Genomic DNA, 2,315 nt, shown 5'->3' with positions numbered 1-2,315 from the left:
ACGAGATACCGATGCCGCTCAACGACTCGGCCAGCGCCCGCGTCTCCGCGCTGCTGGCCGAGTCGTTGAGCGGCATCGGTATCTCGTCGGCGCGCGCCATCACGACGCCGAGCAGCACGCCGCACAGCAGGCCGACGTAGAGGAGGCGGGACCGGGAGGGGCGGGGCTCCGCCTCGTCCACGCTCTCCACGGGCTTCCGGGCGGGCCGCTCGTCGAACAGCGCCGGACCGGCGGCCCACGGGGACTCGTCGGGGTCCAGCGGCACGAGGGCCGGGAGGGCGTCCTCGGGCGGGAGAGCCGGGAACCCGGGGAAGGCGGCCGTCGCCGCCGTCTCCTCGGCCGATGCCGGGGCCGAGGGGGATGCCTCACCGTTGCGGTTGTCTTCCATGACTCCCGATCCACATTGTGACGGACCCGTGGGGTGACGAACACCTTAGCGCCACAAGGAGATTCCGGCGCCACCCGGTACGGGAGCAACTGCCGGGACGCCCGGGACACGGAACGCGGGCGCCGCCCCCGGCCCGCGCCGGGAGGAGGCGCGCCCGCTTTCCGGACGGAGCCTGCCGGGCCGAAGGCGCCCTTCAGCGATCACTCCCGAGCTTCTACTCTGGGCTGTCGGGTCTGGATCGTTGCCTCACCCTGCCGACAGGAGGGTTCCGTGTCCGATGCCGGGCGGCGCAAGAGGCGGGCCGTGCTGGCCGTGACCTGCCTCGGGCAGTTCATGGTGCTGCTGGACAACACCATCGTCATGACCGCGCTCCCGGACATGCAGCGGGATCTCTCCGCCTCGCTGACGGGGCTTCAGTGGATTGTCGACTCCTACGTCCTGGTGCTCGCCGTGCTGCTGCTGACCGGCGGGGCGATCGGCGACCGCTACGGCAGGAAGCGGCTGTTCCTGACCGGCCTCGCCGTGTTCACCTGCGCCTCCGTGCTGTGCGGGCTGGCCGGAGGCACCGGCACGCTGATCGCCGCGCGCGCCCTCCAGGGCGCCGGGGCCGCCGCGCTCAGCCCGGGCAGCCTCTCCCTGCTCGTCTCCGCCTACACCGAGCCGCGCGAGCGGGCACGCGCGATCGGGCTGTGGGCGGGCATCAGCGGTCTGGGCCTGACCGCCGGGCCGCTCCTCGGCGGAGTGCTGGTCGACGCCTTCGGCTGGCAGGCGGTCTTCCTGGTGAACCTCCCGGTGGGTCTCCTCACGCTGATCCTCGGACTGCGGGTGCTGGACGAGTCGCGCGCCGTCCGCCGACGCGATCTGGACCTGCCCGGCGTGCTCCTGGCCACGGCCGGTGTGGGCGCCCTGACCTTCGGCCTGATCAACGCCGGCGACGCCGGCTGGGCCTCCGGCACGACGCGGGCCTGCCTGGCGGCGGCAGCGGTGCTGCTGGTCGCGTTCGTGATCACGCAGGCGCGGTCGCGGGACCCGATGCTGCCGCTCGGGCTCTTCCGGGAGCGGCTCTTCACCGTCTCGCACGGGGCGATCCTCGGCATCGGCTTCGGTCTGCTCGGCACCACCTTCTTCCTCTCGCAGTTCTTCCAACTGGTGCAGGGCTGCTCGGCGTTCGACGCGGGGCTGCGGACGCTGCCCACCTCGGCCGGAATCCTGCTGTGCGGCCCGGCGGCCGGGCGCCTCGCCGCCCGCTTCGGCTTCCGGCTGCCGGTGGCCACCGGCCTGCTGTGCGCCGGGGCCGGCCTCGTCGCCCTCGCCGCCGTGCAGGCCGACAGCCCGTACGGCACCGTCTGGTGGCGGCTGGCCCTGCTCGGCGTCGGCTTCGGGCTGGCGCTGTCGCCGCTCACCGCCGCGGCCGTCGCGTCCGTGCCCCCGGACCGCAGCGGCCTGGCCTCCGGCACCAGCAACACCGGCCGCCAGCTCGGAGCGGTGTTCGGCGTCGCCGCGCTGGGCGCCCTCGTCCACGCCCGTCAGGCCGACGGCATCGCGGACCGGCTGGACGACATGAACCTGTCCGCCGAGGCCAGGGCCGCCGCCACCGACGCCCTCTCCACCGGCGGCGGACTCGCGCCCGCCGACCCCGTCCCCGGCCTGTCCGCCGCGGCTCAGCGTCTCGTCGTCGGCGAGGCGTTCACCGACGCGCTGAACGCGGCCTTCCTCACGGCGGGCGTCACGATGCTGGGCCTCGCCGCCCTGACCGCGGTGGGCCTCACCCGCTCCGCGCGCAACATCCTGCTCAGCAGATCGAGAGGGCGGCGTGTGTGGCAAGGGGGAGGCGCGCGCTAGAAGACAAGTCAATAAAGAAGAAAGATAGAAAGGAGAGCCAACTGACGCAGACGTGGAGCCAGTACTGTGTAGAGAACGTCAGAAA

The 2,315-nt window shown here is 73.2% G+C and carries 2 protein-coding genes; one reads left to right on the top strand and one right to left on the bottom strand.

The window, feature by feature from the left end; translation table 11 throughout:
* The coding region (locus tag BN2279_RS09440; RefSeq protein WP_059008285.1) for a hypothetical protein at positions 1-388 on the bottom strand (388 nt) is incomplete at its 3' end.
* A gap of 270 nt (positions 389-658) precedes the next feature.
* On the opposite strand from BN2279_RS09440, the gene BN2279_RS09435 reads away from it, so the two are divergent.
* Positions 659-2,230, top strand: a complete 1,572-nt coding sequence (locus BN2279_RS09435) for an MFS transporter (RefSeq protein ID WP_234347676.1) — start codon at positions 659-661, stop codon at positions 2,228-2,230.
* The last annotated feature ends 85 nt before the right edge of the window (positions 2,231-2,315 follow it).

It is taken from the genome of Streptomyces specialis (genome assembly GCF_001493375.1).
In the GTDB taxonomy this organism is placed as follows: domain Bacteria; phylum Actinomycetota; class Actinomycetes; order Streptomycetales; family Streptomycetaceae; genus Streptomyces; species Streptomyces specialis.
The sequence above is the reverse complement of the archived record's forward strand: the minus strand, read 5'-3'. Positions and strand labels throughout refer to the sequence as shown.